The organism is Serratia silvae (genome assembly GCF_023282985.1).
In the GTDB taxonomy this organism is placed as follows: Bacteria; Pseudomonadota; Gammaproteobacteria; order Enterobacterales; family Enterobacteriaceae; genus Chania; species Chania silvae.
This window is the reverse complement of record NZ_JAGQDC010000024.1, coordinates 12666-36511: the sequence shown is the minus strand read 5'-3', so window position 1 is coordinate 36511 and position 23846 is coordinate 12666. Positions and strand designations below refer to the sequence as shown.

The window sequence follows — 23846 nt, the reverse complement described above, 5'->3', positions numbered from 1 at the left end:
CGTGTGGGGCGGGCTGCTGGGTGGGCCTTCCGTCGGTTTCCTGGTTGGTCTGACGGGGGGCCTGCATCGTTATACGCTGGGGGGGATGACAGATGTCGCCTGCGCGATCTCCACGGTGGCCGAAGGACTGGTTGGCGGCATTGTTCACAGCATTGCCATGCGGCGTGGGCGTATCGATCTGTTGTTCAACCCGCTGTTTGTCGCCGGAGTGGCATTGGTGGCAGAAGTGCTGCAAATGGCGATTATCCTGATTGTGGCGCGTCCATTCCCCGAAGCGGTGCTGCTGGTGGAGCATATCGTCCTGCCGATGTTGATCGCCAATACCATAGGCGCCGCCATGTTTATGCAGATCTTGCTGGATCGGCGGGCTATGTTTGAGAAATATACCAGCGCCTTCTCCTCCAAGGCGTTGAAGATTGCCGAACGTACCGAGGGTATTTTGCGCCAGGGGTTTGACCAGGAAAACAGCATGAAGGTGGCGCGGGTGGTTTACCAGGAGCTGGGCATTGGTGCCGTGGCGATCACCGATCGTGACAAGCTGCTGGCCTTTATCGGTATTGGTGACGACCACCATTTGCCGGGCACGCCGATTTCCTCGGTCCACTCCCATCGCGCCATCGATAACAATGAGGTGGTGTATGCCGATGGCAACGAGCTTTCTTACTGCTGCTCCATCAACGGCAATTGCAAACTAGGTTCGACACTGGTGATCCCACTGCGTGGTGAAAATCAGCGAGTGATTGGCACCATCAAACTGTATGAACCCAAGACCAAGCTGTTTAGCACCATCAACCGCACGCTTGGGGAAGGGATTGCCAGTCTTCTGTCGGCGCAAATCATGGCGGGGCAATATGAGCGTCATAAACAGCTGCTGGCCCAGTCGGAAATCAAACTGCTGCATGCGCAGGTGAATCCGCATTTCCTGTTCAACGCTCTGAATACGCTGGTGGCGGTGATTCGCCGCGATGGCGATCGAGCCTGCGAACTGGTGCAGTATCTATCGACCTTTTTCCGCAAAAATCTCAAGCGTTCCGACGATGAGGTGAGCCTGGCGGACGAGATCGAACACGTGAATGCCTATCTGCAAATCGAAAAGGCCCGCTTTGCCGATCGGCTTGAAATCACCGTTTCGCTACCGGAAGAGTTGCTGGCGGTGCGTTTACCTGCGTTCTCGCTACAGCCGATTGTAGAAAATGCCATTAAACACGGCACTTCCCATCTGTTGGGGATTGGCCGCGTCGATATTGGTGCCCGCCTGGAGGACGACCATTTACTGCTGCAGGTGACGGATAACGCCGGGCTGTACCGTCAACAGACCGGTGGCAGCGGGCTGGGGATGAACCTGGTCGATCGGCGTATTCGCGTGCGCTATGGTGATGATTATGGCGTGCAGGTTACCTGCGAACCTGAAGCCTATACCTGCATTACCCTTAATGTTCCCTTGGCGAGGGCCGCCTGATGTTGAACGTACTGATCGTTGATGATGAGCCCTTTGCCCGCGATAACCTGCGCCACCTGCTGGAAGAGGAAGAGGGCATCACCATTATTGGTGAATGTGCCAATGCCATTGAGGCCATCAGCCAAATCCACCGTTTACAGCCGGACGTGGTGTTTCTGGATATCCAGATGCCGCGCATCAGCGGGTTGGAAATGGTCGGTATGCTCGATCCGAACCGTCTGCCTTACATCGTGTTTCTGACGGCTTATGACGAATATGCGGTGCAGGCCTTCGAGCAGCATGCGTTTGATTATCTGCTGAAACCGGCAGAGCCAAATCGGTTGAATAAGACCTTGCAGCGCCTGCATCAGCGCCGTGCTCCGCAGAATATTGCGGCGTTGGACGAAAGCGCTGGCTACCTGAAATACATCCCTTGCACCGGTCACAGCCGGATTTACCTGTTGCGTTTCGACGAGGTGATTGCCATCCGCTCGCGTTTGACCGGGGTGTATGTGGTGCGCAATGACGGCATGGAGTGTTTTACCGAACTGACGCTGCGCACGCTGGAAAGCCGTACGCCGCTGGTGCGTTGCCATCGGCAATATCTGGTGAACCTTGAGCAGGTCAAAGAGATCCGTTTTGAAGAAAGTGGCACGGCAGAAATGATTATGTTGGTGGGGGAGCCGGTACCGGTCAGCCGCCGCTATCTCAAATCGCTGAAAGAAGAACTGGGGTTACGCGGATAACGTTGAGCGACTCGGTTTGGTATGAGGGTCTTTGTGTTTGTCCTTGACGGGTTTATGTCGCGCTTATAGCCTTGATGATATCAACGGGCGCATTCGCGCCGTATAGGGTTATAGGAACAGAAAATGAGCGAAGCGCGGATTATTGCCAAAGCGATGAAAGACGGTAAACCGGTGCAGGATCTGGTTATTTTGCCTGCCCTGGCTAACCGCCACGGGTTGATCACTGGGGCGACCGGTACGGGTAAAACGGTCACCCTGCAAAAGATGGCGGAGCAGTTCTCGCGCATTGGCATTCCGGTATTCCTGGCGGACGTTAAAGGCGACCTATCGGGCATTGCGGCCGAAGGTGTTCCTTCCGAGAAACTGCAGGCGCGGCTGGCGGCGATTGGTGTTACCGATTGGCAACCTCAAGCCTGTTCCATGATCCCTTGGGATATTTTTGGTGAAAAGGGCCATCCCATCCGCGCTACCATTTCCGATCTTGGCCCGCTGCTGCTTGGCCGCCTGTTGGATCTGAATGAGGTACAGAGTGGTGTGTTGCAGTTGGTGTTCAAGATCGCCGATGACAACGCCTTACTGCTGTTGGATATGAAAGATCTGCGGGCGATGGTGCAGTACGTCGGGGATAACGCCAAACAGTTCCAAACCCAGTACGGCAACATCTCTTCGGCCTCGGTTGGGGCGATACAGCGTGGTTTGCTGACGCTGGAACAGCAGGGTGCCAATCAGTTCTTTGGCGAGCCGATGTTGGATATCAACGATCTGATGAGAACCGACGCCAACGGGCACGGCATCATCAACCTGCTGGCGGCGGATAAGTTGATTAACCAGCCGAAGCTGTATGCGGTGTTTTTGCTGTGGCTACTGGCGGAGCTGTTTGAGCATTTGCCGGAAGTGGGCGATCCGGAACAGCCAAAACTGGTATTTTTCTTCGATGAGGCCCACCTGCTGTTTAACGATGCGCCACCGGCATTGCTGACTAAAATTGAGCAGGTGGTACGCCTGATCCGTTCCAAAGGCGTGGGCATCTACTTTGTCACCCAGAACCCGCTGGATATCCCGGACAGTGTCCTGGGCCAGTTGGGTAACCGTGTTCAGCACGCGCTGCGTGCCTTTACGCCTCGAGATCAGAAAGCGGTGAAGGCCGCGGCACAAACCATGCGCGCCAATCCTGACTTTGATGCAGAAACGGCAATCACCGAGTTAGGCGTGGGCGAGGCACTAGTCTCCTTCCTGGATGAGAAAGGGCGGCCGAACGTGGTGGAGCGTGCGATGGTGATCGCACCGGAATCGAAAATGGGCATGTTGGGGGCGGAAGGGATGAACAGCGCCATCAATAAATCGCCGCTCTACGGACGCTATGAAGATATGGTGGATCGTGAATCTGCCTATGAAAAACTGGCCGCAGGCGGTTTTGCCACTGTGGGGACGCCACAGCCTGGGCAACCGGCTCAGAAACCGGCCGCAGGGCAGGAAAGTGGCGGTGGCTTGATGGGCGGCTTGAACGAAATCCTGTTTGGTTCCACTGGTCCACGCGGCGGTAAACACGACGGCATCGTACAGACCGCCGCCAAGAGTATGGCTCGCGACCTGGGCCGCCAGATCTTGCGCGGCGTTTTAGGCTCGATTATGGGCGGCCGTAAAAAGTAGGCCAGCGATCCATAATGTATGGGGAGCTGAGTGCTGTGCCCGCTTCGACTGGCAATGAGTTGGAGCGGGCCGAACGTGTGTTTGCTCTCTACTTTAAACGACACAGGCTATTCTTTTTTGACCGATTTAACGTGCTTTAAGTCAGAAAATTAGCCTGTGCTCCACACCGCTATGGGCGTTAAACTCCAGCAAGGCCAGTGTCATAGGCCCAAATGAATATCTGCCGTAACGAGCCTTAATCACGAAGTTAATTTAAACATGCTGCTGCTGATCGATAACTACGACTCTTTTACCTATAACCTCTATCAGTACTTCTGCGAACTGGGTGCAGAAGTGCTGGTGAAGCGTAACGATGAACTGCAACTGGCCGATATCGAGCGGCTAGCACCGCAGCATCTGGTGATCTCCCCTGGCCCCTGTACGCCGAACGAGGCGGGTATCTCGCTGGCCGCGATCCGCCATTTTGCCGGTAAACTGCCGATCCTTGGGGTCTGCCTCGGGCATCAGGCATTGGGCCAGGCGTTTGGTGCCGACGTGGTTCGCGCCCGGGAGGTGATGCATGGCAAAACCTCTGCCATCCGCCATAATAATCTTGGCGTGTTCAAGGGATTGAATAATCCGCTGACCGTCACCCGCTACCACTCGTTGATCCTGGACGCTGCGACGTTGCCGGATTGTTTTGAGGTGACTGCCTGGAGCGAACGTGACGGTGAGCGGGATGAGATCATGGGGATCCGTCACCGGACGCTGGCGTTGGAAGGCGTACAGTTCCACCCGGAAAGTATTCTTAGCGAGCAAGGGCATCAACTGCTGGAGAATTTCCTTGGAAGTTAGCCGTTAGCGGCTATTTAGTCTTGCTCTTGACTGGTTTTTTATGCATATTTTGTGATTATATTTTCACTTGATAGCTAGCCGTCTGGAGCCAATAATGACCGAAAAAACCGCAGTCACCCGCAGCACCTTTGATCAGGTTATCCTGCCTGTTTATGCACCCGCTCAGTTTGTGCCGGTAAAGGGCAAGGGGAGCCGCGTATGGGATCAGCAAGGGAAAGAGTATATCGATTTCTCTGGTGGCATCGCGGTGACTGCGTTGGGGCACTGCCATCCGGCACTTGTTGAAGCTTTAAAGCAGCAGGGTGAAACCTTATGGCATACCAGCAACGTATTCACCAATGAGCCTGCGCTGCGCCTGGCTAGTAAATTGATCGCAGCGACTTTTGCCGACCGGGTGTTCTTCGCCAACTCGGGTGCGGAGGCTAACGAAGCGGCTTTCAAGCTCGCTCGTCATTACGCCATCACCCGTCATAGCCCGTATAAGACCAAGATCATCGCGTTTAATAACGCTTTCCATGGCCGTACGCTGTTCACCGTTTCCGTGGGGGGGCAGCCAAAATATTCCGACGGCTTTGGGCCGAAACCGGCCGATATCGTGCATGTGCCCTTCAACGATCTGGCCGCCGTGAAAGCGGTGATCGACGATCATACCTGTGCGGTAGTGATGGAGCCTATTCAGGGTGAAGGGGGCATTACCGCCGCCGATCCTGTCTTCCTCAAGGGCGTGCGTGAACTTTGCGACCAACATCAGGCGCTGCTGGTATTTGATGAAGTGCAAAGCGGTATGGGCCGCAGCGGCAAGCTGTTTACCTATATGCATTACGGCATTACGCCAGACATCCTCACCACTGCCAAAGCGTTGGGCGGCGGTTTCCCGGTGAGCGCGATGTTGACCACCGAAGAGATCGCCTCGGTGATGCAGGTTGGCACTCACGGTACGACCTACGGCGGCAATCCACTGGCCTGTGCAGTGGCAGAGGCAGCGTTGGACGTTATCAACACCCAGGAGGTGCTGAGCGGTATTGAGCAGCGTCGTGGGCTGTTTGTTCAGGCTTTGCAGGAGATCGGTAAGAAGTATGATGTTTTCAGCGAGATCCGTGGCATGGGACTGTTGCTTGGTGCAGAACTAAAGGCGGGTTATCACGGCAAAGCACGCGATTTCCTGACCGCCGCCGCCGCACGCGGCTTGATGATCCTAAACGCCGGGCCAAACGTGATCCGTTTTGCTCCTTCGTTGGTGGTTGAACTGAAAGATATCGAAGAGGGGATGGCGCTGTTCGAGCTGGCGGTGCAGGACGTGATTAACGCTTAAGTCATTCGGCGGGGCCGAACGTCAGCGTCGGCCCCTGTAACCTCAACTTTCCCGCAGTTTGCGCTTCAGCCAGATCCCATGATGTGGGCGCTGGCGCCACGCCAGTGACGAAATGGTATGCATCACGGTCAGGTGAGAAAGGATCCGCCGCAGGTGGCGTTCCATCTCGGTTACGGGCATGTCCGGATGTAGATCCGACGGCTGCATGATGCTGTTGCTGGTACTCGGGCCGTCATATTCCAACCGCTGCTGGCAGCTCTGCAAGGCGATCTCACAGGTTTGCAGATACTCCTGGGCCAGCTTTGGCGTCAACATATAGTGCTCGCGCGCCAGAATGGTCATTGCATTCAGGTGTTCAACAATAAACTGGTTATGGGTGATCCACAGCCGCATATCTGCCAGATAATTCGATTCAAATCCCGGTTCCTGCATCGCCTGATTAAGCGAGGTAAACAGGGCGTTATGTGCCTGATTGACCTGCATACGTGTGTAGGCCAGTTCGCTGGGGTCCGGTTCCTGCTCTTCCAGCAATAGGCGCAATGCCGTCTGATCGTTCTCCAGCGCCTGATGGGCGTTTTTACGCAGCAGGCCACTCTGCCATTGCGGCCATAGCCAGATCGTGCCGCCAAATACCAGTACGCAACCGATAAGGGTATCGATCAGGCGGGGGACCAGGAAATGGGTGCCATTCAGCGCCAGGAGTTGCAAGGTGTAGACGGCGGTCACAGTGAAGCCCATCACCGCCAGCCCGTAGTTTTTCCGTAGGATCAGATAGGCTGCCAGGGTGATAGCCAACATGATGCTCAGTGTCACATTCTCCGGCATCTGCAGTTGCAACAGCCCGGCAGCAATTACCAACCCGGCCAACGTGCCGAAGGCACGGTGCTGGATCCTTACCCGCGTGGCGTTATAGCCGTTTTGGCTGACTAGCATGATGGTCAACAAGATCCAATAGGGTTTTGGCAGGTTGAACAGCATGCCCAGGCTGCTGCCTGCCGCCAGAATGACCCCCAGCCTGGCGGCGTTGCGCAGGGCGTTGGATTTGAACGACAGATAGCTCACCACCGCAGGCCAGAACGGCAGTCGTGACTGGTTGGCCATCAGATTGCGGCGGTAAAGCGGGTGCTGGGTGCGTAGCAGGCGCGCGATGCGGCTGAAGTGGTAATAGCAGAACTGGCCAACCGGGTTATCGGCGTGCTGTGAGGCAACTTTTTCCAGCGCAGCCAGCTCATTCTTCATGCTGAAACGCGCAGAGTGCCGATGATAGAGAATATCGTCGGCCACCACCCGCAGACGCGTGGCGATCACCTGGGCATTGCGGCGGATAATCGCTTCGGCTTGGCTTTGCTCCACTAGCTTCTGCACTTCTTCCGGCAGATGCAGGCTGACGGTGATGTGCTCCTGCAAATCGAGCGCTACCTGAAAAGTACGTTGCAGGCGCTTTTGCTCAAGGTTATTGGCATGGGGCAGAAAGTTAAGCTGTTGGTATAGCAGGCTGATCTGGTCCATCACTTTCTGTTGGCGTTGCAACAGCGGCGGCAGGGCAGTTTCTGGATCGGTATGCTGCGTCAGTAATGAGTATTTGGCTTCAAAATAGTCGGCTAGCTGCATATACAGTTGGCTTAGGGATTCGCGCATCGGCTGTTCTTTCCACAGCTTGAACCAGGCCCAGGTAAACAGTCCGTACCAGGCGGTGCCGACAATATACAGTAAAGGGGCATGCCAGATTGGCACGCTGCCTGCCATGCTGAGGGAAAAGATGGCGGCGACCAGTGCGGCTGGCAGCAGGCGTGCATGCAGCGGGCTGATCTCGCCGCTGACGCCGAGCAACAGCGCCATTCCCAGCATCAGCAAAGGTAAGGGAAGGTCCCACAGCAGGGCTTGTTGTAGCAAAAGGCTGCTGAGAGCGAACAGGGTGCCGCCCACGACCAGACGTTTGAAAAAGCGTTTGTGTGGCGTATCCAGCCCGGCAATGTTGCAGCAGGCGGGCACCAACGAGAACAGCATACCGAGTTGCAGGTTGCCAATCAGCAAACCAAACGCCACTGGCAGGCACAACACCAGCGTTTGCCGCAGTGCGTAGTTGATTTCCGGGTGGTAGATCAGGCGGCGCCACATGGTTGGCTATTCAGTAGGTAAAGAAACGGCGCATTGCTGCGCCGTTTCCTTGGGGATTAACGAGTACCGTACACGACAATGGTTTTGCCGTGCGCGGAGATCAGGTTTTGATCTTCGAGCATTTTCAAAATACGACCGACGGTTTCACGTGAGCAACCGACGATTTGGCCAATTTCCTGGCGGGTGATCTTGATCTGCATGCCGTCTGGGTGAGTCATGGCATCAGGCTGTTTTGCCAGGTTCAGCAAGGTCTGTGCAATGCGGCCGGTAACGTCAAGGAAGGCGAGGTTACCCACTTTCTCTGAGGTGACTTGCAGGCGGTTAGCCATCTGGGCGGACAGGCGCATCAGGATATCCGGGTTAACCTGGATCAACTGGCGGAATTTCTTGTAGGAAATTTCAGCCACTTCACAGGCGGTTTTGGCCCGTACCCAGGCGCTACGCTCCTGGCCTTCTTCAAATAATCCAAGCTCGCCGATGAAATCCCCCTGGTTAAGGTAGGACAGGATCATCTCTTTGCCTTCTTCATCTTTAATCAGCACCGCGACGGAGCCTTTGACGATGTAGTAAAGCGTTTCGGCCTTTTCACCTTGGTGAATCAGCGTACTCTTCGATGGATATTTGTGGATATGGCAATGAGACAGGAACCATTCGAGAGTCGGGTCTGTTTGCGGTTTGCCGAGAACCATTCGCTGTTATCCTCTGTTGTTATCGCTGCCTTGTATCACAGGGGTCAGAGTTCCCTGTAAAACGTGCTTATAGCCTGGTGTTTTAATTGTGGCTATCAACAGGTTTTGAGGCGTGTTATAGAAATACGCTTGTGCTCTAGCATATTAACTTGCGGGGAGTGCTGCAAGCTACATTCTGTTAACATACCAATATAGGGGCCTTTCCTTGGACGTATCCCTGAAATCGGTGACCTGGAAAGAGTTATTGCGGCTCTGTTTGTAGCACAGAGTGAGGCGGGTGTCTTGTGTTGTCTCACTTGGGCATGATTAGTGTCAGGTTCCGTTGCCAGAATGTATGCGAAAGCGTACCCTGTTTTTAAGAAATTAACCGGAGTGTGTAACATGCAGGCAAGAGTTAAGTGGGTAGAAGGGCTGACATTCCTGGGTGAGTCTGCGTCCGGCCACCAGGTTTTGATGGATGGCAACGCGGGCGATAAAGCGCCGAGCCCGATGGAAATGGTGTTGATGTCCGTCGGTGGCTGTAGCGCCATCGATGTGGTGTCGATCCTGCAAAAAGGGCGTAACGATGTGCGTGACTGCGAGGTAAAACTGACCTCTGAGCGCCGTGAGGAAGCACCACGTCTGTTTACCCACATCAACCTGCATTTTATTGTCACCGGCAAAGGGCTGACCGATAAGATTGTGGAGCGTGCGGTGGATCTTTCCGCCGAGAAATACTGCTCCGTCTCTTTGATGCTGGGTAAAGCCGCCAGCATTACCCACAGCTTCGAAATCCGCGAAGTGGCCTGAGATCCTACCAAGGGTAGCGCAGGCAGTAGGCACGCAATAAATCAAGAAATCGCCGCGCCGTTACGGTTAGCGGCGATTTTTGTGAATACAGCACGCAGTATTGAGCCTGCGGCAGCGTGTCGATAGGCAATGTTACCAGCCGATGCTGCAAATGGAACGGTGCGCTCATCGCTCGCGCCACGATAGTCAAATAATCCGCCTCCAACACCATATTCAAGCCACAGGTCACTGAATCAGAGCGAATGGGCGAACGGGTCAATTGCTGATAGAAAGTGCCCAACACCGCGCGCAGTTGCTGGTAATACCCCATATCGGTTTCCGGTAATAACCACTTGGCCTCACGCAGTTCGTCCAGCGAGGTTGCCTGCGCCAGTGGGTGCCCCTGACGTGCGATAATGCAAAAAGAGGCGCTGAACAGCGGTTCACGCACCAGATCCTCCAGCGGCAGTTCCGGGCTGACGGTACCCACGGCAAAATCCAGGCGGCCTTCGCGCAATGCCGGTAACAGCGTAGAAAGCTGCGCCTCGCGGATCAGCAGGTTGGCCTGTGGAAACGGCTGTTTGAAGGCTTCGACCAGTTCCGGTAATACCGTGAGTGCCAGTAACGAAGAGCAGCCAATGGCGACGTTACCTTGCGAATGCTGATTCAACTGCTGGATCTCGTCGGCGGCGCGCTGCAACTCTTCCAGGATCAACTGCATCCGCAGGGCGAAGGTGCGGCCAGTTTCGGTTAGCGTCATTCCCTGACTGCTGCGAATGATCAACTGGGTTTCCAGGATCTGTTCCAGTTCACGGATGGTGCGGCTCACCGCCGGTTGAGACTGCTCTAGCGCGCGCGCCGCCCCGCGAATACTGCCGCTGCGGATCACCTGCTGGAAGACTTTCAACTGCTGTAACTTCGGTAAATAGCGCATTCCCCACCCTATCAATAAAAAGTATCACCCCTTACAAAATTGTATCTTATGCCGCTCGGCAAAAGGCGATAATTTCGGCATGTTGTTATAAGTGACTGTTATTAAAACTATAAAGTGACCTGGATCACATTATTAAACTACGCCTGCCACGCTGGCGGGTAGCCTGGGTGATAACTTAAAGGAATATCGGCGATGAAAAATCGTTCGCTAATGATTTTTTTGCTGTTTGTGGGCTATGTCGTGGTGTACATCGATAAAACCGTAATGGGTTTTGCGCTGTTACCTATCGAACGCGAGTTCAATCTACAGCCGGAACAGCTAGGCTATATTACCGGGATGTTTTTCCTGGCGTATTCTCTGTTCCAGATACCGGCGGGTTGGCTCAATGACCGCTTTGGCTTTAAGAAAGTGCTGTGCAGTTCGTTACTGCTGCTGGGAGGATTCGCCTTGTGCTTCGGCATTCTGGGGTTCGGCCTGGGCCTGCTGGTGACGTTCCGTTTCCTGTCCGGTATTGGCCATTCTGGCTATCCGTGTTCCTGCGCCAAGGCGGTGGTGGCGAATTTCCCACTGGAACAGCGCACCTTTGCGCAGTCCATTCTGCTGTCCTCTGCCGGGTTGGCGATGACCGTCGGGCCGCTGGTCGCGGTCTACTGCCTGGATCACATTGGCTGGCGTGGGTCGTTCTCTGCGCTTGGCCTGTTGGCATTCGTGATTGCCGCCTGCATCTTGTGGCTGGTACCCAATCCGCCACAGGCGGCTCCTGCTAAAGCTGGGGCAGCAGCGGCCAACTATAAGGCCCTGCTGAAGAACCCGATCGTGCTGCTGCTGTTTGTGGCGATCTTTTGCATCAACATCCCATCGTACGGCCTGATGGCTTGGCTGCCGAAATTCCTGGTACAGCAGCGGGGAATGCCGATTGACGTCTCCAGCATGGTGGTGGCCGCAGGTGGTTTGGGGATCTGGATCTCCTCACTCGGTACCGGCTGGCTAGTCGGGCGCTATCTGCAAGGGCGTGAGCCGTGGGTGATCTTCTTCAGTTCTCTGCTCAGCGCCTTGTGCATCTGGCTGGTGTTTACCAGCGAATCGGCGCTGACGGCCAGCCTGTTCTTGTTCCTGGGTTATATCTTCCTGATGGCCTCGTTCGTCACGGTGTTTACCCTGCCGATGAAGCGCCTGCCTGCGGAAGTGATGGGCGCAGCGATGGGGCTGATTAACACCGGCGGCACCTTGGGCGGCTTTGTGGCACCTATCGCTATGGGATATCTGATCACTATCAGCCACAACTACATGACGACGTTTATCTTTTTGGCACTGGCTATGGTGGTTTCCGGGCTGGTGATCCTGCCATTGGCGGGTAAAGCACGCCAACCAGCACTGAATTAAGGAGTATGAAAATGAACATTGAACAGCTGATTGCCGGCGTGGAACAACAGGTCTTGCAGTGGCGCCGCCATTTACATGCCAACCCGGAGTTGTCATTTCAAGAAGCACAAACGGCAGATTACATTGCCACGCAATTGGCCAGCTTCGGTCCGCTGAAGATTACCCGTCCTACGCCAAATAGCGTGGTGGCCGAATTGCAGGGGGCAGCGCCGGGGCCTTGCTACGCGTTACGCGCTGATATCGACGCCTTGCCTATCCAGGAAGAAAGCGACGAGCCTTTCTGCTCGACTCGGCCAGGGGTGATGCATGCCTGCGGTCATGATGCCCATAGTGCGATGCTATTGGGCGCGGCCAGCGTGCTGTGTCAGTTACAGGCGCAGTTGCAAGGCTCGGTGCGCTTTATCTTCCAGCATGCCGAAGAAGTGCCGCCGGGGGGAGCCCAACAACTGGTAGATCTGGGGGTTCTGGATGGCGTGACGATGATCTTTGGCCTGCATGTCATGCCCAACTTCCCGACCGGTGAGGTGGGGATGAAGCAGGGCGTGTTCAGTGGCTCCAGTGATAACTTCGATATCGTGCTACAGGGTAAAGGTGGGCATGGCTCGATGCCGCATCTGTGTATCGATCCGGTGCCAATTGGTGCGGAGATCGTTAGCGCTTTGCAGCAGATTGTGGCGCGTAAGCTAGATCCGTTAAATGCCCCGGTGTTGACGGTGGCGACCTTCCAGGCGGGTGACAGCTATAACGTCATTCCAGATAGCGCCCGGTTGGCGGGAACGCTACGCACTCATAATCAGGAAGTACGTGAGCGGGTGCCGCTGTTGGTTGAGCAAACTGTCGCTGGGATCAGCCAGGCGCACGGTGCCAGCTACAAGGTTGACTGGACGCGTGGCTATACCATTGGCAATAACCACCCCGATGCTTGCGCCATTGCGCGTGAGGTGGTGGCAGAGGCCGTGGGGCCACAGGCGCTGCGGGAATTGACCACTGCGATGTTTGGCAGTGAGGATTTCTCTTCTTATCAGGAGAAAGTGCCAGGGTGCTTCCTGTTTATCGGCAGCGGTAACGAGGCGATCGGTGCCACCTATGGCGTGCATAATCCCCGCTTTAAACTGGACGAGGCGGCGATGCAGATCGGCGTGAAACTGCACGTCGGTTTTATCCGCCACCTCTTGATGCGTTAACGACGGCGGGCGCGGTGGTTAGCCGCGCCCCATAGCCTTACTCGATCTTCTTACCTTCCATCAGCCGTTGTACCAGCGGTGCCATGATCAGCTCCATTGCTAGCCCCATTTTGCCGCCCGGCACCACCAGCGTATTGATATGCGAGATAAACGATCCTTGCAGCATCGCCAGCAGGTAGGGGAAATCGATCTGATCCAGGCCACGGAAGTGGATCACCACCAAGCTTTCGTCCAGCGAGGGGATCGCCTTGGCGGCAAACGGGTTGGAGGTATCGACCGTCGGGACGCGCTGGAAGTTGATATGGGTGCGCGAGAACTGCGGAGTGATGTAGCTGATGTAATCCTCCATCGAACGGACTACCGAGTCCATCACCGCCTCACGGGAATGGCCACGCTCGCCGGTATCGCGGATCAGCTTCTGGATCCACTCCAGGTTGACGATCGGCACCACGCCGACCAGTAGATCGACATGCTTGGCCACGTCGATCTGATCGGCCACTACGCCGCCGTGTAGCCCTTCGTAGAACAGGACATCCGTGGGGGCAGGCAGTGGCTCCCAAGGCGTGAACGTGCCTGGTACTTGGTTGTAAGGCACCGCTTCGTCGTAGGTGTGCAGATATTTGCGTGAGCGGCCAGTGCCGTTTTTACCGTATTGGATAAAGCTCTGCTCCAACAGGCCAAAGTCGTTGGCTTCTGGGCCGAAGTAGCTGATATGGCGGCCCATATCGCGTGCTTTACGGATTGCCGCATCCATTTCCGGCCGGGTGTAACGGTGGAAGCTGTCGCCTTCCAACTGGGCGGCGCGCAGGTTTAGCTGCTGAAAAATCTTGCGGAACGCCAGGCTGGTTGTGGTGGTGCCGGCTCCGCTGGAACCGGTCACTGCGATAACGGGATGTTTGGCAGACATGATCGAGGGTCACTCCGTATTAAATGCGCAGGCTCAGAATAAGATTTTTAGTGTGGCTGATGTCCATTCGCCCAAGGCGAAATTATGCGCGTTGGTTTGCAATACTGCATTGTTACCTGATTTTTTCCCTCAGTCATAGCGTGCAATAAGACTAAATTTCCTCCTGCCCGGCACGGATCTGCCCGCGTGGCATGATATTGACGGTTTCATGTAGCTCTGACCATACCAGCACCACTTCGCCGCTTTTCAACTGGCGGCGCACATCGTCCACCTTCTGTTCCAGAGAACGTTCGTGCTCGCCATAGTCGGTTCCTTCGCGTAACACAAAGGATTCGATCAGGCTGTTGAGGGTCTCTTGTTCAATTTCTTGCCAGGGAATAATCACTTGGTGTGTTCCAAAAAAGGAGAAAGCCAGGCTGGGATACGCTGTTCCAGCCACATTTGCGGTTTTTTCAAGGTGCCGCCGACAAAGCCGACGTGGCCGCCACACTCCGTCAACTGATATTCGATATTCGGCGGCAAGGTGGCGAGATCGGGGATCACCGCATCGGTCATAAACGGGTCGTCTTTAGCGTGAATGATCAGCAACGGTGTGGTGATCTGCGGCAACAGCGGCAAGGCGCTGCAACGACGGTAATAATCAACCGCATCACTGAAGCCATGGATGCGCGAGGTGATCACATCATCAAACTCGCGAATGCGCCGCAGCTTGTTCAGTTGCGACAGATCCAACGGCAAGGTTCCTGGGTAATACAGCAGCTTGCGCGTGGCATTCTGCTTGAGTTGGCCCAGCAGGTAGCGCTGATAGACGCGTGAGAATCCCTGTTCCATGCGGATCGAGCAAGGCTCCAGCATCAGCGGGGCGGAAACGACCACTGCCGCCTGTAGCAGGCTGTCATTGCCCTGTTGGGCCAGATAATAGGCCAGCATATTGCCGCCCAGGGAAATCCCGACCGCCGCCGTTGGCACCTCGCCAAAGCTGTCACGCAGCCAACGTAGGAAGAAGCGGGCATCTTCCGTTTCGCCGGAATGGTAGATACGTTGCTTGCGGTTGGGCACGCCGCTGCACCCACGGAAATGCATCACCACGCCCAGCCAGCCTTGCTCGCGCCAGGCATTGAGCAGCCCGTGTGCGTAAGGGCTGTAGAAATTGCCTTCTAACCCGTGGAACAGCACCACGCGGGGTTTATCGCGCGCCAACTGCGGGTTTTCGCTCCAGGCCAGATCGACAAAATCGCCGTCCGGCAATTCCAGCCGCTGCCAATGGGGTTGCAGCAGCACACGGCGGCGTACCAGCCGTGGCAGCAGGGTTTGTAGGTGTGGATTACTGGCCCCGGTCAGGGGGCGAAAGGATTCATACATAATGAATAAAATTCTTGTTGGCGGCTATTGTGTGATCCGAACCGCACTGTTAGCTTCGAACACATGTATTAGCAATCATACTGCAAAAAAGTCATTTGGGTGAGGAGCACCCGCTTCATGGAACTGAGTTTATTTCTCTCGATGCTAGGCTTCCTGTGGGTGGCCGCGATCACCCCTGGCCCCAACAATATGTTGCTCACCACCTCCGGTGCCAACTTCGGTTTTATGCGTTCATTATGGCTGATGATCGGCATCATGCTGGGTATGCAGAGTATTCTGGTGCTGGTGGCATTTGGCGTTGGCGGATTGATCCTGATTTATCCTTCCTTGCACCTGATCCTGAAAATCCTTGGCAGCCTTTATTTGCTGTGGCTGGCGTGGAAAGTGGCTACCGCAGCCTATGAAAAGCTGGAAACCGACGTGGCGCCGCCAAAGCCTGTGCGTCTGTATCAAGGCTGGCTGTTGCAATTCCTCAACCCTAAGGCCTGGCTGATGGCGCTAGGCGCGGTGGCGAGCTTTAGCCTGGCAGGGGATAAATACAACCACTCCATTCTGGCCATCGCCTTCGGTATTTTTGCGGTCAATATCGTCGCCGGGATTATCTGGTTAGGTTTTGGTACGGTGATTGGTCGCTTGCTGCGCAGCAAGAAGGCCTGGATTATCTTTAACGTGTCGATGGGGCTGTTAACCGCGGCCTGTGTATTACTGATTTGGCATTAAGGGAGCGCTGATGAACGAAAACTATTTCCATGCGGATGCCTTTATCGGCGAAGGAATGCGGGGCAACCCGGCCGGTGTCTGCCTGTTGCAACAACCGCTGGCGGCGGCGCAGATGCAGGCCATCGCTAATGAGCTTAACCTGCCGGAAACCAGCTTTGTCTGGCAGGATGGCGATATGTATGCGATCCGCTGGTTTACGCCAACGCGGGAAGTGGATCTTTGCGGACATGCCACTTTGGCCACGGCACACGTGCTGTTAAACGTAGTCAACCCGGCGTTGAGCGATATCCGTTTTCGTTCCGCCAGCGGTGAGCTGTATGTCAAACGCGATGTGGCCGACGGTGAACGGCTGATCCTGGATTTCCCTTCTCGTCCACCACAGAAAATTGCTGAACCGCCACGGTTGGCCGCTTTGCTCGGTGTGCAACCGCAGGAAGTGTGGCAAGCTCAGTCGTTGATGGCGGTATTGGCCGATGAGGCGCAGGTCAGAGCGGTACAGCCTGCGATCACCGAGCTGATCGACCACCTTGGCTGTGGCGTGATCGTCACGGCTCCGGGCGATGAAGTAGATTTTGTCTCGCGTTATTTCTCTCTGGATCGCAGCGAAGATCCGGTAACCGGCTCCGCCCATTGCATACTGATGCCTTACTGGACGGCGCGCCTTGGCCGCCACGTATTGCATGCCAAGCAGCTATCATCACGCGGTGGAGAACTGTTTTGCGAGCTGCAAGGGGAGCGTACCTTGCTGGGTGGCTACGCACGTATTTTCTTGAGAGGCACGATTTTAGGTTGAGCTACGTTCCAGTCTGCTTGTGGGTTAGGTTAATATTTCAATAAGTAATAAAGAATATTTTTTTATTCTTTTATTGCCGAGTCTCGCTCAGATAAAACTGTTGATCACAGCACAGAATTTTATCAACGGAGCGGATCATGGCGAGCAAACTTTTCTCATTACGCAGTGCAGTCTTGTTGGCTTTATCGCTCGGGGCGGCCAGTGCCCAGGCAGTGGACGTTACCGTGGCGTACCAGACCTCCGCCGAACCTGCCAAGGTGGCGCAGGCGGAAAACAGCTTTGCCAAACAGTCTGGCGCAACTGTTGATTGGCGCAAGTTCGACAGCGGTTCCAGCGTGTTGCGTGCGCTGGCCTCTGGCGACGTGCAGATAGGCAATATCGGCTCCAGCCCGCTGGCCGTGGCCGCCAGCCAGAAGCTCCCTATCGAAGTGTTCCTGATCGCCTCGCAGCTGGGCAGTTCCGAAGCGCTGGTGGTGAAAAAGGACATCAAATCTCCTCAGGATCTGATCGGTAAGCGCATTGCGGTACCGTTCATTTCCACCACTCACTACAGCCTGCTGGCCTCCCTGAAACACTGGGGTATCAAACCTGACCAGGTGCAAATCCTCAACCTGCAACCGCCAGCCATTGCGGCGGCCTGGCAGCGTGGGGATATCGACGGGGCTTACGTATGGGCACCGGTGGTCAATGAACTCGCCAAACAGGGCAAGGTGCTGACCGATTCCGAGCAGGTTGGCCAGTGGGGCTCACCAACGCTGGACGTGTGGGTAGTGCGTAAAGACTTTGCCGAGCAGCATCCGGAAGTTGTCACCGCGTTTGCTGCCAGCGCCCTGAAAGCGCAGAAAGCCTATCTGGCACAGCCGGAGCAGTGGCTGAAAGACTCAAGCAACCTCAACACGCTGGCTCGCCTGAGCGGAGTGCCGCCAGAACAGGTGCCGGAACTGGTGAAGGGTAACCGCTACCTGCCGGTCGCCGATCAGATCACTCAACTGGGCCAGCCGGTAGATAAAGCCATTCGTGATACCGCCGAGTTCCTTAAGCAACAAGGCAAGATCCCGCAGGTGGACAGTGATTACAGCGCCTATGTGACCGACCGCTTTGTCAAACAGGTGCAAGCTGCGCCGCAGTCGTAAGGGAACCGCCATGCTAAACGTTAACCATCTTTCGGCCGATTATCAGGGGCGTGCGGCGCTGCGCGATGTGTCGTTCCAGATCGCCGCCGGGCAACTGGTGGTGGTGTTGGGGCCTTCTGGCTGTGGCAAGACCACGTTGCTGAATTTGATCGCCGGGTTTATTGAGCCAACGGCAGGCAGCATTACGCTGGATGATGTCCCTGTCAAAGGCCCTAGTGCCGAGCGTGGCGTGGTCTTCCAGCATGAAGGCTTACTGCCGTGGCGCAACGTGGTGGATAACGTGGAGTTTGGCTTACAGTTGTCCGGTGTAGCCAAGCCACAACGTCGCAAGGTGGCGCAGCAGATGTTGCAACGCGTTGGGCTGACCGGCTATGAACAACACTTCATCTGGCAACTGTCCGGTGGGATGCGTCAGCGGGTGGGTATTGCTCGCGCCTTGGCTGCTGACCCTCGGCTGTTGCTGCTGGATGAGCCTTTCGGGGCACTGGACGCGTTCACTCGCGAACAGATGCAGGAACTGCTGTTGAACATTTGGCGCGATACCGGCAAGCAGGTGCTGCTGATCACCCATGACATCGAAGAAGCGGTGTTCCTGGCCAGCGAGCTTTTGCTGCTTTCCCCTGGCCCTGGGCAGGTGGTGGAGCGTTTATCGCTGAATTTTGGCCAGCGCTACGCCGCCGGAGAAGCTTGCCGCTCCATCAAGTCCGATCCTGAGTTTATCGCCCAGCGTGAATACGTGCTGGGCCGGGTGTTCCAACAGCGCGAGGCCTTGCTATGAGCCTGCATTCTGTTCTGAAAGCCGCAGTACCGACAGCGGTGCGTCAATCTCGTTTCACGCTGCCGCGCAGCCTCAAGCTGAGCACGGCAACCTTGCTGGTGCTATTGGCTGTCTGGTGGGCGGTAACCGCCCTGCACCTGATCAGCCCATTATTTCTGCCCGCGCCGCAGCAGGTCTTGCATCAGTTGGTGGTCATTGCCAGCCCGCAAGGCTTTATGGATGCCACGCTGTGGCAACACTTAGCCGCCAGCCTGGGCCGAATCCTGGTAGCGCTGCTTGCTGCGGTGGTGATCGGTGTCCCGGTGGGCATTGCGATGGGGTTGAGTGAGACAGTACGCGGCCTGCTCGATCCCCTGATTGAAATTTATCGCCCGGTGCCGCCGCTGGCCTATTTGCCACTGATGGTGATCTGGTTTGGCATCGGTGAAACCTCGAAAATCCTGCTGATCTACCTGGCGATTTTTGCCCCGGTGACGCTTTCGACCGTGGCAGGCGTACGCAGCGTAGCGCAGGTGCGCATTCGTGCCGCGCAGGCTTTGGGAGCCAACCACTGGCAACTGCTGCGTTTTGTGGTATTGCCCAGTGCACTACCGGAAATTCTGACTGGCATCCGTATTGGCCTGGGTGTCGGCTGGTCTACGCTGGTGGCTGCCGAACTGATTGCCGCTACGCGCGGTCTGGGATTTATGGTGCAGTCTGCCGGTGAGTTTCTGGCGACCGACGTGGTGATCGCCGGTATTAGCGTGATTGCGATAATCGCATTTGGTCTGGAGCTGGGGCTGCGCGCTTTGCAGCGCCGCTTGACCCCCTGGCATGGAGTACAGCAATGAACGAACGTTTAGCAATTACCCCGTTGGGGCCTTATATCGGCGCGTTGGTGGAAAACGTCAATCTGTCGCGGCCACTGGGCGACGGCCAGTTTGAACAGCTTTACCATGCTTTGCTCAAGCATCAGGTGCTGTTCCTGCGCGATCAGCCGATCACACCGCTACAACAGCGCGAGCTGGCAGGGCGCTTCGGCGATCTGCATATTCACCCGGTGTATCCACATGCGCCCGATGTGGAAGAGATCATCGTGCTGGATACCCATGACGATAACCCACCGGATAACGACAACTGGCATACCGACGTCACCTTTATCGAAAACCCGCCGCAGGGGGCGATTTTAGCCGCCAAGCAGCTGCCGACGACCGGTGGCGACACGCTGTGGGCCAGCGGGATTGCCGCGTATGAGGCATTGTCCTCATCGCTGAAAAAGTTGTTGGCCGGGTTGCAGGCGGAGCATGACTTCACCAAGTCGTTCCCCGAATATAAACATCGTGGCAGTGAGGAAGAGCATCAGCGCTGGCAGTTGGCCGTGCAGAAAAACCCACCGTTGCTGCATCCGGTGATCCGCACCCATCCGGTGACCGGCAAGCAGGCGCTGTTCGTCAATGAAGGATTTACTACGCGGATTGTCGATCTGGCGGCGAAGGAGAGTGATGCTCTGCTGAACTTCCTGTTTGCGCATATCACCAAGCCGGAGTTTCAGGTGCGCTGGCGCTGGCAGGCCAACGATATTGCCATCTGGGATAACCGGGTGACGCAGCATTACGCCAACGCGGATTACCTGCCGCAGCGGCGCATTATGCACCGCGCGACCATTTTGGGGGATAAGCCGTTCTATCGCGCCTGAGGATCACTCCACCATCAGGTTTCTGGAAAAGTTTCTCATATCTACCCCCGCTTTCCTGCGATACAGGCGTGCCTTGCGTGCGCCTGTTGCCACTCTCTCGCCGGTTTCCTCAAACATCTCTGAAGCTTCAAAGCGCCGTATCAGGCTTTTGCGCTGCACCGTATGCGACAAGATGATCTCAATCACTTCCTGCAACTGGGAAAGCGTGAACTCCGCTGGTAGGCAATAGACCGGCAGCATGGAGTAAGCGGTTTTCTGCCGTAACCGCTGAAGCGCAGCCTCAACGATCTGGCCGTGGTCGAAAGCCAACTGCTGTGTTCGCAGGTTGTCCAACGGCATCCAGGCTACGTCACTTACGTCGGCGATGTGCGGCTGGCAATCGGCATGGGCGATAAGAGCAAAGTAGACCGTGGTCAGGCTCCAACCGCGCGGGTCCCTTTCCGGGCCAGAAAAACTGGCCAACTGCGCCAGATAGGGCGGCACCACACCGGTTTTTTCCCTCAGTTTACGTTCGGCCGTCGCTTGCGTGGAGGCGTCGCGCTGCAAATCGATAAATCCGCCGGGCAATCCCCATTGATCGAGGAAAGGGTGATTAGCGCGCTTGGTCAACAGCACGCACAATTTCCCGCCGTGTACGGTAAACAGCACACTGTCGATGGTGACAAGCGGCGAGGGGAAGAGGCGCGGATCGTAGTTTTTCAGGTACTCGGCTTGCGTGGTCATGCGGGCGCTCGGCTAAAAAGGTCTTTGAGACAATATAACAATTGCCGCTGGCTAATGATAATTATTAAAAACGTAAGGAAACAAATGGTTAAGCGTATTTGCCGCGATTAAGACATTTTTCGCTTGCCAATTAATGTCTCTTGGACAATTATATAAGTGTCCCAAGGACATTAATTGGTGAGGGAGAGGAATATGAGCGCACAGTTGCAGTTGTTTTTGAATGACATTGAAGTGAAGGTGACCACCGGGCAGTTTCCCGATGGGGCGGTGTATGCCCGGTTTGCACCGCCTGAAACGACGGGGATATCACAGATGCGTATTCGTGCCAGCGCCATGCGCAGCATGGATGACTTCATGCTGTTGGCACAGTTGACGCAGGCGGTACGCCACCAGTTCCTGATCAAAGAAAGCCTGCTTGAGCTGCCTTATCTGCCCTACGCCCGCCAAGATCGCCATATGACCTCCGGCGACAGCTTCGCGCTCAAGGTGTTCGGCCAATTCCTCAACACCTTGGCGTTTGACCGTGTGACGGTGCTGGATCCGCACAGCGAAGTAGCTGCCGCCGTGATCGACAACATGCACATCATTACTCAGCAGCAGTGCATGCAGCACAGCAGCAGACTGGTCAATTTATTAACCCAGCAGCAATTGTTCCTGATGGCACCGGATGCTGGCGCACTGAAAAAAATCCACGCGGTGGCGGCCCACTTTGGCATCGCACAATACGGCATCATGACCAAACACCGGGACGTGTTTAGCGGCGAACTGACGGGTTTTGAACTGCTGGCCGGTGATGTGCAGGGCAAAGACGTGCTGATTGTGGATGACCTGTGTGACGGCGGCGGCACCTTTATCGGCTCGGCCCAGGTGCTGCGTCAGGCGGGGGCGCGTTCGGTCAGCCTGTACGTCACCCACGGGGTGTTTTCCAAAGGTACTGCGGCTTTGCTGAACCAAGGCATCGATAACATCTATACCACCACTTCCTATGCTGCGGCGGAACTCGCTGAGCAACGTGTTGAACTGATTGATATTGAATCTATTTATACCCTATGAATTTCAAGCTGCAGCTAGGCGACAAGCTCACCCATCCCCAGGAGCTTACTTTAGTAAGTGACTGGGGTGGGTGAGTGCAGGTAACAACGCTGCAGCTTGAAAGGCGACGGGTATACGCTCACTAAGGAACCGACTATGTTAACTAATCCTATTTTGGCGATTGATGGCTACAAAGTGTCACACCGTGAGCAGTATCCGCTGGGCACCACGCGTATCTACTCCAACTTCACGCCGCGCAGCGATCGGTTCTTTGCTTCCCCGCTGCCGGACGGCCAACTGGTGTTCTTCGGTTTGCAGGGCTTTTTACAGTGGTTCATGGTGGATTTATTTAATCAGCAATTCTTTGCCCAACCGGAAGAGCAGGTGGTAGGGGAATATAAAAAGCTGATGGACAGCTATATTGGCCAGGATCGGGTCTGCGTGGAGCATATTCGCGCCCTGCATCGGCTGGGCTATCTGCCACTGCATATCAAAGGGCTGGATGAAGGCAGCAAGGTACAGATGAAGGTACCGGTGCTGACCATCACCAATACGCGTGAGGAGTTCTTCTGGCTGGTCAACTACCTGGAAACGGTGATCTCGGCCGAACTGTGGAAGGCTTCCACCAACGCCACCATTGCCCATCATTACCGCAAGATCTGCCAGATGTGGGCGGATAAAACCTGTGATGACCTGGCGCACCTGGATTTCCAATGCCACGACTTTTCCTTCCGCGGCATGTCGGGCATGCATGATGTCGCGCAGGCCGGTACTGGGCATTTGCTCAGCTTCAAGGGCACCGACAACATTCCTGCGGTGCTGTACGCACAGAAGTATTATCCAACCGCAGAAGATTACTTCGTGGCTGGCAGCATCCCCGCCACCGAACATAGCGTAATGTGCATGGGAGAGCAGGCAACGGAGATCGAAACGTTCCGCCGCCTGATTGAAGATCTCTATCCGAATGGATTAGTTTCCATCGTGTCGGATACCTGGGATTACTGGCAGGTGCTGACGGAGTTTACCCGTGAGCTACACAGCAAAATCATGGCGCGCGATGGCCGAGTGGTCTTCCGCCCAGACAGTGGCGATCCGGTAGCTATTCTTTGTGGAACCGGCGACGACAGCGATCGCAGTGCGCAACGCAGCGCCGAAGAGAAAGGCTCGGTGGAAGTGTTGTGGGAAATCTTTGGCGGCACGGTTAACAGCAAGGGCTACAAAGTGTTGGATCCCCATGTTGGGCTGATTTATGGAGACTCCATCACTTTAGAACGCGCTCAGGAAATCCTGCAACGCCTGGAAGCGAAAGGTTTTGCCAGCTCTAACGTAGTGTTTGGCGTGGGTTCCTTTACTTATCAGTATAATACCCGCGATACCTTTGGTTTCGCGATGAAGGCCACCTACGGAGAGGTGAACGGAGTGGGGCGCCCCATTTTCAAACAGCCAAAGACCGACAGCGGCCTGAAACAATCTGCCCGCGGTTTGTTACGGGTGATCCGCGATGGGGAAGGGGAATATCAACTGCTGGATAATCAGGACTGGCAACAGGAGCAGCAGGGCGAACTGAAAACGCGCTTCCTGGATGGCAAACTCTATAACCAGGACTCGCTGGAGCAGATCCGCCAGCGCCTTGCTAGTGTATAACGGTTCTCTTACGGGCGCCGGAT

Annotated in this window: 23 protein-coding genes; 16 read left to right on the top strand and 7 right to left on the bottom strand. The window is 55.7% G+C overall.

Annotated elements, in window-relative coordinates; translation table 11 throughout:
* The 5 genes from KAJ71_RS21440 to argD all read left to right on the top strand — a co-directional run.
* On the top strand, positions 1-1459 hold a 1459-nt coding region (locus KAJ71_RS21440; protein WP_248947541.1), incomplete at its 5' end, for a sensor histidine kinase.
* Positions 1459-2184, top strand: coding sequence for a two-component system response regulator BtsR (btsR, locus tag KAJ71_RS21435; RefSeq protein ID WP_248947540.1), 726 nt, complete (start codon positions 1459-1461; stop codon positions 2182-2184). The genes KAJ71_RS21440 and btsR, both read left to right, overlap by 1 nt.
* Positions 2185-2307: 123 nt before the next feature.
* Positions 2308-3834 carry a helicase HerA-like C-terminal domain-containing protein gene (locus tag KAJ71_RS21430; RefSeq protein WP_248947539.1) on the top strand — a complete coding sequence of 509 codons (1527 nt, stop codon included), beginning with the start codon at positions 2308-2310 and terminating at the stop codon, positions 3832-3834.
* Positions 3835-4092: 258 nt separating this feature from the next.
* Positions 4093-4668: an aminodeoxychorismate synthase component II gene (locus KAJ71_RS21425; protein ID WP_248947538.1), complete on the top strand. Its 576-nt coding sequence runs from the start codon at positions 4093-4095 to the stop codon at positions 4666-4668.
* A gap of 94 nt (positions 4669-4762) precedes the next feature.
* Positions 4763-5980, top strand: coding sequence for a bifunctional acetylornithine/succinyldiaminopimelate transaminase (gene argD, locus KAJ71_RS21420; RefSeq protein WP_248947537.1), 1218 nt, complete (start codon positions 4763-4765; stop codon positions 5978-5980).
* 42 nt (positions 5981-6022) lie between these two features.
* On the opposite strand, the gene KAJ71_RS21415 is transcribed toward argD, so the two are convergent.
* Positions 6023-8098 (bottom strand): YccS/YhfK family putative transporter, encoded by a 2076-nt coding sequence (locus tag KAJ71_RS21415; RefSeq protein ID WP_248947536.1) that lies wholly within the window; start codon positions 8096-8098, stop codon positions 6023-6025.
* A 56-nt stretch (positions 8099-8154) separates the two neighbouring features.
* Positions 8155-8787: a cAMP-activated global transcriptional regulator CRP gene (gene crp, locus KAJ71_RS21410; protein ID WP_005969523.1), complete on the bottom strand. Its 633-nt coding sequence runs from the start codon at positions 8785-8787 to the stop codon at positions 8155-8157.
* A gap of 381 nt (positions 8788-9168) precedes the next feature.
* Between crp and KAJ71_RS21405 the strand changes: the two genes are divergently transcribed.
* On the top strand, positions 9169-9576 hold the full coding sequence (locus tag KAJ71_RS21405; protein WP_021181673.1) for an OsmC family protein: 408 nt from the start codon (positions 9169-9171) through the stop codon (positions 9574-9576).
* Positions 9577-9580: 4 nt separating this feature from the next.
* On the opposite strand, the gene KAJ71_RS21400 is transcribed toward KAJ71_RS21405, so the two are convergent.
* Entirely contained in the window at positions 9581-10489 is a 909-nt protein-coding gene (locus KAJ71_RS21400) for a LysR substrate-binding domain-containing protein (protein ID WP_248947535.1), read from the bottom strand.
* Between the two features lie 192 nt (positions 10490-10681).
* Between KAJ71_RS21400 and KAJ71_RS21395 the strand changes: the two genes are divergently transcribed.
* Together KAJ71_RS21395 and KAJ71_RS21390 are read left to right on the top strand one after the other, a co-directional pair.
* Positions 10682-11872: an MFS transporter gene (locus tag KAJ71_RS21395; RefSeq protein ID WP_024530808.1), complete on the top strand. Its 1191-nt coding sequence runs from the start codon at positions 10682-10684 to the stop codon at positions 11870-11872.
* Between the two features lie 5 nt (positions 11873-11877).
* Positions 11878-13056 (top strand): amidohydrolase, encoded by a 1179-nt coding sequence (locus tag KAJ71_RS21390; protein ID WP_248947534.1) that lies wholly within the window; start codon positions 11878-11880, stop codon positions 13054-13056.
* 37 nt (positions 13057-13093) lie between these two features.
* On the opposite strand, the gene KAJ71_RS21385 is transcribed toward KAJ71_RS21390, so the two are convergent.
* From KAJ71_RS21385 to KAJ71_RS21375, 3 genes are all read right to left on the bottom strand, one after another.
* Complete coding sequence (locus KAJ71_RS21385; RefSeq protein ID WP_248947533.1) at positions 13094-13963, bottom strand: phosphoribulokinase; 870 nt, start codon at positions 13961-13963, stop codon at positions 13094-13096.
* Positions 13964-14114: 151 nt separating this feature from the next.
* Positions 14115-14348 carry a YheU family protein gene (locus KAJ71_RS21380; protein ID WP_021808044.1) on the bottom strand — a complete coding sequence of 78 codons (234 nt, stop codon included), beginning with the start codon at positions 14346-14348 and terminating at the stop codon, positions 14115-14117.
* Complete coding sequence (locus KAJ71_RS21375; RefSeq protein WP_248947532.1) at positions 14345-15325, bottom strand: hydrolase; 981 nt, start codon at positions 15323-15325, stop codon at positions 14345-14347. The genes KAJ71_RS21380 and KAJ71_RS21375 overlap by 4 nt, the downstream gene beginning before the upstream one ends.
* A gap of 117 nt (positions 15326-15442) precedes the next feature.
* Between KAJ71_RS21375 and KAJ71_RS21370 the strand changes: the two genes are divergently transcribed.
* From KAJ71_RS21370 to tauD, 6 genes are all read left to right on the top strand, one after another.
* The gene (locus tag KAJ71_RS21370; RefSeq protein WP_248947531.1) at positions 15443-16045 is read left to right on the top strand and encodes a LysE family translocator; all 603 of its coding nucleotides are present in this window, start codon (positions 15443-15445) and stop codon (positions 16043-16045) included.
* 10 nt (positions 16046-16055) lie between these two features.
* A complete protein-coding gene (locus tag KAJ71_RS21365) occupies positions 16056-16838 on the top strand; it encodes a PhzF family protein (protein ID WP_248947530.1) in 783 nt (260 codons plus the stop codon).
* Between the two features lie 137 nt (positions 16839-16975).
* Positions 16976-17971, top strand: coding sequence for a taurine ABC transporter substrate-binding protein (tauA, locus tag KAJ71_RS21360; protein WP_059199477.1), 996 nt, complete (start codon positions 16976-16978; stop codon positions 17969-17971).
* 10 nt (positions 17972-17981) lie between these two features.
* Positions 17982-18749 carry a taurine ABC transporter ATP-binding subunit gene (tauB, locus tag KAJ71_RS21355; RefSeq protein WP_248947529.1) on the top strand — a complete coding sequence of 256 codons (768 nt, stop codon included), beginning with the start codon at positions 17982-17984 and terminating at the stop codon, positions 18747-18749.
* Positions 18746-19579 carry a taurine ABC transporter permease TauC gene (gene tauC / locus KAJ71_RS21350; RefSeq protein WP_248947528.1) on the top strand — a complete coding sequence of 278 codons (834 nt, stop codon included), beginning with the start codon at positions 18746-18748 and terminating at the stop codon, positions 19577-19579. Before tauB ends, tauC begins: the two co-directional genes overlap by 4 nt.
* Complete coding sequence (tauD, locus tag KAJ71_RS21345) at positions 19576-20424, top strand: taurine dioxygenase (RefSeq protein WP_248947527.1); 849 nt, start codon at positions 19576-19578, stop codon at positions 20422-20424. Before tauC ends, tauD begins: the two co-directional genes overlap by 4 nt.
* Positions 20425-20427: 3 nt before the next feature.
* On the opposite strand, the gene KAJ71_RS21340 is transcribed toward tauD, so the two are convergent.
* Positions 20428-21147 carry an NUDIX hydrolase gene (locus KAJ71_RS21340; protein WP_248947526.1) on the bottom strand — a complete coding sequence of 240 codons (720 nt, stop codon included), beginning with the start codon at positions 21145-21147 and terminating at the stop codon, positions 20428-20430.
* 192 nt (positions 21148-21339) lie between these two features.
* On the opposite strand from KAJ71_RS21340, the gene prs reads away from it, so the two are divergent.
* Positions 21340-22200: a ribose-phosphate diphosphokinase gene (prs, locus tag KAJ71_RS21335; protein ID WP_248947525.1), complete on the top strand. Its 861-nt coding sequence runs from the start codon at positions 21340-21342 to the stop codon at positions 22198-22200.
* Between the two features lie 135 nt (positions 22201-22335).
* A complete protein-coding gene (locus tag KAJ71_RS21330; protein ID WP_248947524.1) occupies positions 22336-23823 on the top strand; it encodes a nicotinate phosphoribosyltransferase in 1488 nt (495 codons plus the stop codon).
* The last annotated feature ends 23 nt before the right edge of the window (positions 23824-23846 follow it).